We start from the raw sequence: 4,952 nt of genomic DNA on the forward strand, positions 1-4,952 counted from the left end.
CCGTTCCCGTTCCCGGTCCCGGTCCCGCTCCCGGTCCCGCACCCGCTCCCGCTCCCGCTCTCCGAGCCGGCCGCCCCCGGCGAGCACCGGCTCACCGTCGAACGCGCCCCGGCCCCTTCACCCGCCGGCACCGGCACGCGCTCGTTCCCTCCCCCTCCCGAACCGCCCCTCACAGCAACCCGTGTTCCCCGGCGATCCGCGCCGCGTCGAACCGATTCCGTCCGCCCAGCTTCTTGATCGCGGCTGACGTCAGATTCCGTACCGTTCCCGCCGCCAGATACAGCTCGCCCGCGATCTCCTTCACGGTCGCCCCGCCGGCCGTCAGCCGCAGCACGTCCGTCTCCCGGGTGCTCAGGCACAACTCCCCTACGGCGACGGGCCGCAGCAGCGACGGATCGACGGTCAGACAGCCGCCCGCGACACCCATGAGCGTCGTGACGAGCTGGGGCAGCCGGGCGTTCTTCGGTACGACGCCCAGGGCGCCGGCCGCCACGGCCCGGTCCACGACCGACGACGTGGCCGCCCCCACCAGCAGCGCCACCCCGCACTTGGGATGCCGGCTCCGTACGTCGGTGGCGACGCGCAGCGCCTTGCCGCCCATCGTGGACTCGCCGAGCAACAGCACCGTCGGCCGGTGCCGTTCCACGGCAGGCTGGACGGAGTCGTACGACGTGGCCAGGCCGACGACCTCCAGTCCGTCGACGCCGTTGAGCGTCTCGGCGAAGGCCTCCAGCACGAGTTGATGATCACCTGCGAGGACTATGCGTATCGACATGCTCGACCCCCGTACGGCAGGACTAAGGCAAAGACTCGGGAAAAACAGGAGAGTTGATGGTGTGTCAGGTCAGGGTCGGGCGGAGGGGCCGCGCCAGGGCTCGTGCAGCCGGGCCAACCGCTCCACCACCGCCTGGGCCGCCTTCTCGAGGCCGGCGCCTTCACGCCCCACGTCGACCTCGATGTGCTCGGCGCCGGCCGGCAGGGAAGCCGCGACGACACCCGACAGGACGCGGAAGAACGAGGCCAGTTCCTCGCCTCCGCTTTCGCCGGGGACGACCACGACGCCGACGGTGACCGGCCCGAGGTCGGCGGCGATCTGACCGGTCAGCGCGGCGAAGCTCTCCGGCCGTTCCACATCGGCTTGATAGGGCAGTGCGACCAGTCCGATTCCGGCCAGTTCCTTGCACAGGAACGCCGCGTTCGTGGCGGCGTCGTCACCGCGACCGGGGTGCCCCGCCCCGACCACCGCGACGGCGGCACCCAGCGCGCAGAGCTGACTGGCGACCCGCCGCCCGACGCCGGTGGTGCCGTCGACGACAAGGGCGACACAGCCGTGCAAAGGCGGTAGTACATGTGCGACTGTGTGCGACACCGGAACTCCTGACCGGGTAACGTGGCCGATATGTGAACGATCTGCGAGGGTCTCTCGCATGCCTTGCGACGGGTGGTTCAAGGGGGAGGCGCCACGTGGACGAGGTTTCGCCACTCGATCAGCAGACCCTCGCGGTGTACCGCGCGATCCTTTTCCACAAGCAACATGATCCGGACAAGCTCGCCGAGCTCCTCGACATCAGCTGCGACGAGGTGCACAACGCGCTCACGCGCCTGTCCGACCTGTCGTTGCTGGCACCGTCCCAGGACTCACCCGGCACCCTGCGCGCGGTCAACCCGTCGCTCGGCCTGAAGGTCCTGCTCCAGCGGGAACAGGACGAACTGGCCTGGCGGCAGCAGCGCATCGAGCAGAACCGGGCCGCGCTCGCGGCGCTCGCCGCCGAGTACACGGCGTCGGCCGGGTCCGGCTCGGACGGCACGGAACAGCTCGACAACGTGGACGAGATCCGCACCCGGCTGGAGGCGCTCGCCGAGTCGTGCCAGCAGGAGTCCCTGGTCTTCCACCCCGTGGGCGGCCTGACCAAGGAGGCGATCGAGGCGTCCCGGCCGCTGAACGAGCGGGCACTGGCCCGGGGCGTCCGCTTCCGTTCGATCTACCTCGACAGCGCCGTGAACGACCGGGTGACGAGAGCCCACGCCCAGTGGATGGCGGAGCACAACAGCGAGATCCGCACGTCGCCGACCCTGCCGATGCGGCTGCTCATCATCGACACGACCGCGGCCATCGTGGCCAACCTGCCCGGTCAGACGGGCCCCGCGGCCCTGATGTTCCACAGCCGGCCGGTGGTGCTCGCCATGCGGGCCCTGTTCGAGGCGTACTGGGAACACGCGAGCCCGTTCCATCAGAACTCCTCACCCGACGACGACCCGCAGGGGCTCACCCCGCAGGAGCGCAAACTCCTCCAGCTCCTCGCCACCGGCCTCACCGACGAGGCGGTGGCCCGGGCGCTCGGCATCGGAGTCCGCACGGAGCGCCGCATCATGGCGGAGCTCATGGAACGCCTGGGCGCTTCCAGCCGCTTCGAGGCGGGAGTCCAGGCGGCCCGCCGCCAGTGGATCTGACAGCCGGCCGTCGCGCGGTCCGCCGGATGCGCGGAGATCACCGCTCTGCCTGCGGACCGGGCTGCCATGTGAAGTCCTCGGTGTTGTCGACCGGCACCTGGTGCCAGGTGAAGTCGTCACTGCCGTGCAGCGGCCCCGGGATCCCGGTGAGGTCGCCGCCGCCCAGGGGCAGCGGAGTCCAGGTGAAGTCGTCGGGCGAACCGGGCAGGTGCGGCAGCGGCGGCAGCACGTCGCCGACGGAGCGGTCCGCCTGCGAGACGGCTGAACCGGCCGCCCGCGTCCCCTCGGTCTGCTCGGCGGCCTGCGCCGGCACCGCCCAGGCGAGGGTGGCCAGTACGGCCGAACCGAGGACGACGGCGGCGGAACAACGCTTGGTGATACGGATCATGGCTGGTCTCCATTCCATGCGTGAGTCAGGACCTTTGCGACGATGCATGGAGCCAGTAGTGCTTCAGCTCCCCCGGACCGTTCCGCGTTCCCCGCGCTTCCCGGCCGCTGATATGAGAGAACCATCCCGCCACCCCCGCTGTCCGCATCCGGCCGCGCCAGGAAGCTGCCTGGCAGGGAGTTGCACGCCGGGGCCCCTCAAGGGCGGGGGGTGTCCCCACCCACGAGCGGTGGCTCGCCGGATGGGCGACGGCATGCGCGAGAAGTGATCGTGTACCAACGGGAAAGACCGATCACAAGGGGGAACCGTGAAGCGTCCCACGGAGCACGCTCTGGCCCGCCGCACGCTGCTGGCGGCCGGCATGGCGGCGGCAGGCGGTGCCGCAGCCGCGTGGGGTACGGCAGGGAAGGCCGCCGCCGGCGGGTGGAGGGGACCGGTGGGAAACCGGGCGGTGGACGCCGAAGTGACGCGCCTGGAAACCGGGTTGATCGAGCTGCGGCGGGACCTCCACCGGCACCCCGAGCTGCCGGGGGAGGAGCGTCGTACCGCGGGCGTGGTCGCCCGGGAACTGCGGGCGGCCGGGCTGACCGTCACCACCGGGGTCGGCGGCCACGGTGTGGTCGGCGTCCTGCACGGCACGCTCCCGGGCCGGACGGTCGCGTACCGGGCGGACATGGACGCCGTGCCGCCGAAGGACATCGTCGGGGGCGGCCGGGCCGCGGCCCACCTCTGCGGACACGACATCCACACGACGGTGGCCCTGGGCGTCGCCAAGGTCCTGGCCAGACTGCGGCAGCACCTGAGCGGCACGGTGGTGTTCCTCTTCCAGCCCGCCGAGGAGAGCCTGTCCGGAGCCCGCGCGATGATCGAGGCGGGCGTGCTGGAGCGCACCCGCGTCGAGGAGATCCACGCGCTGCACTGCGGGCCCTTCCCCGTCGGCCGGTTCGCCGTGACCGGGGGCTACGGGATGCCGGGCCAGGACAAGGCGGAGGTGACGCTCCAGGGCCCGGACGCACCCGAGGCCGCGCGGCGCCTGGCCGCCGAGATCGGGGCGCTCGCCACGGTGACACCCCCGCAGACGCCCGCGGACATCGAGCGGATGGTCACCGACGCCCAGACGCCCGACGGACCGTTCGCCCGCTTCGTGGCGCTGCGGGCCTCGGCACAGGACACCAAGGTGAGCGTGTCCTACCGCTGTTGGCCGCAGGAGCGGTACACGGAGATACGCGGGGAGATCCGCCGGCTGGCCACGTCGTACGCGGGAGCCGCCGTGAGCTTCCCCGCCGAGCCGTTCCCGGCCCTGGTCTGCCCGGAACCCGACGCCCGCGCGCTCGCCCGGCATCTGCGCCGCGCACCGGGCCGTGACCCGGTCGTCACGCTCCACTCCGCGTTCCCGCCCTTCAGCGGCGAGGACTACGCCCTCTATCTGGACCGCGTCCCCGGCACCTACACCTTCCTCGGCGTCCGCGCCCCCGGCGCCCCCATCACGACCGGCTATCCCCACTTCCCCGACTTCGCCCCGGACGAGCGGTCCATCGGTATCGGGGTGCGGGCGATGGCAGGGTGGCTGGCGCAGCGGAGTCACCGGTAGCGCGTCCCCGGAGGTCACGCAGTCCGGGACCCGTGGGGCAGCAGCAGCGCGGAGCCGGTGTGCAGCGTGACGCGTATCGGTGTGAAGTCGACGGCGTCCACCGGGGACTTGCCGGTCCCCGGGTTGCGGGCGTAGCGCGGATGGGCCCCCGCACTGATCTGCCAGCGGATCCGGTGCCCGGCCGGGAAGCGGTAGGCGGTGGAGCTCATCCGGACGGTGACCTCCGAGGGCGCCTGCCCCACCGTCTCCAGCCGGGCCAGCCCGTCACAGACGTTGACGGAACGGCCCTGCGCGTCCACGTCGCACAGGCGGGTGAAGACATCGGCGTACCCGGTGTCCGTGGAGACGCTCAGTCGCGCGGAGACCGGACCGAGAAGGTCCACGGGTTCGGCCAGCGGTGGACCGGTGAACGTCAGGACGTCCTCTCGGCCCTCCAGGGCGCTGTTGTCACGGGGACCGGCCGTACGGGAGAGCAGGGGACCGCCGAGGGACGGGGTGGGGTCGGCGGTCCCCTGCTCTCCC

6 protein-coding genes are annotated in these 4,952 nt (G+C 72.1%); 2 read left to right on the forward strand and 4 right to left on the reverse strand.

What is annotated here, in order from left to right:
• Positions 1-169 precede the first annotated feature (169 nt).
• Both CCL05_RS36555 and CCL05_RS36560 read right to left on the reverse strand, forming a co-directional pair.
• Complete coding sequence (locus CCL05_RS36555; RefSeq protein ID WP_086564944.1) at positions 170-775, reverse strand: response regulator transcription factor; 606 nt, start codon at positions 773-775, stop codon at positions 170-172.
• A gap of 69 nt (positions 776-844) precedes the next feature.
• A complete protein-coding gene (locus CCL05_RS36560) occupies positions 845-1,369 on the reverse strand; it encodes a hypothetical protein (protein WP_244204526.1) in 525 nt (174 codons plus the stop codon).
• Positions 1,370-1,464: 95 nt separating this feature from the next.
• On the opposite strand from CCL05_RS36560, the gene CCL05_RS36565 reads away from it, so the two are divergent.
• On the forward strand, positions 1,465-2,451 hold the full coding sequence (locus CCL05_RS36565; protein WP_086564946.1) for a helix-turn-helix domain-containing protein: 987 nt from the start codon (positions 1,465-1,467) through the stop codon (positions 2,449-2,451).
• Positions 2,452-2,488: 37 nt separating this feature from the next.
• On the opposite strand, the gene CCL05_RS36570 is transcribed toward CCL05_RS36565, so the two are convergent.
• Complete coding sequence (locus CCL05_RS36570) at positions 2,489-2,839, reverse strand: hypothetical protein (RefSeq protein ID WP_086564947.1); 351 nt, start codon at positions 2,837-2,839, stop codon at positions 2,489-2,491.
• A gap of 436 nt (positions 2,840-3,275) precedes the next feature.
• Here CCL05_RS36570 and CCL05_RS36575 point away from each other — a divergent pair, with 436 nt between their 5' ends.
• Positions 3,276-4,430, forward strand: coding sequence for a M20 metallopeptidase family protein (locus CCL05_RS36575; RefSeq protein WP_208641696.1), 1,155 nt, complete (start codon positions 3,276-3,278; stop codon positions 4,428-4,430).
• Between the two features lie 14 nt (positions 4,431-4,444).
• Here the strand turns inward: CCL05_RS36575 and CCL05_RS36580 are convergent.
• On the reverse strand, positions 4,445-4,952 hold a 508-nt coding region (locus CCL05_RS36580; protein ID WP_143590003.1), incomplete at its 5' end, for a CocE/NonD family hydrolase.

The sequence above is a fragment of the Streptomyces africanus genome, from assembly GCF_002150735.1.
Classification (GTDB): Bacteria; Actinomycetota; Actinomycetes; order Streptomycetales; family Streptomycetaceae; genus Streptomyces; species Streptomyces africanus.

Bases quoted from the DNA above. Each gene is read 5' to 3' on its own strand.
- CCL05_RS36555 (WP_086564944.1), bottom strand. From the start codon at position 775: ATGTCGATACGCATAGTCCTCGCAGGTGATCATCAACTCGTGCTGGAG.
- CCL05_RS36570 (WP_086564947.1), bottom strand. From the start codon at position 2,839: ATGATCCGTATCACCAAGCGTTGTTCCGCCGCCGTCGTCCTCGGTTCG.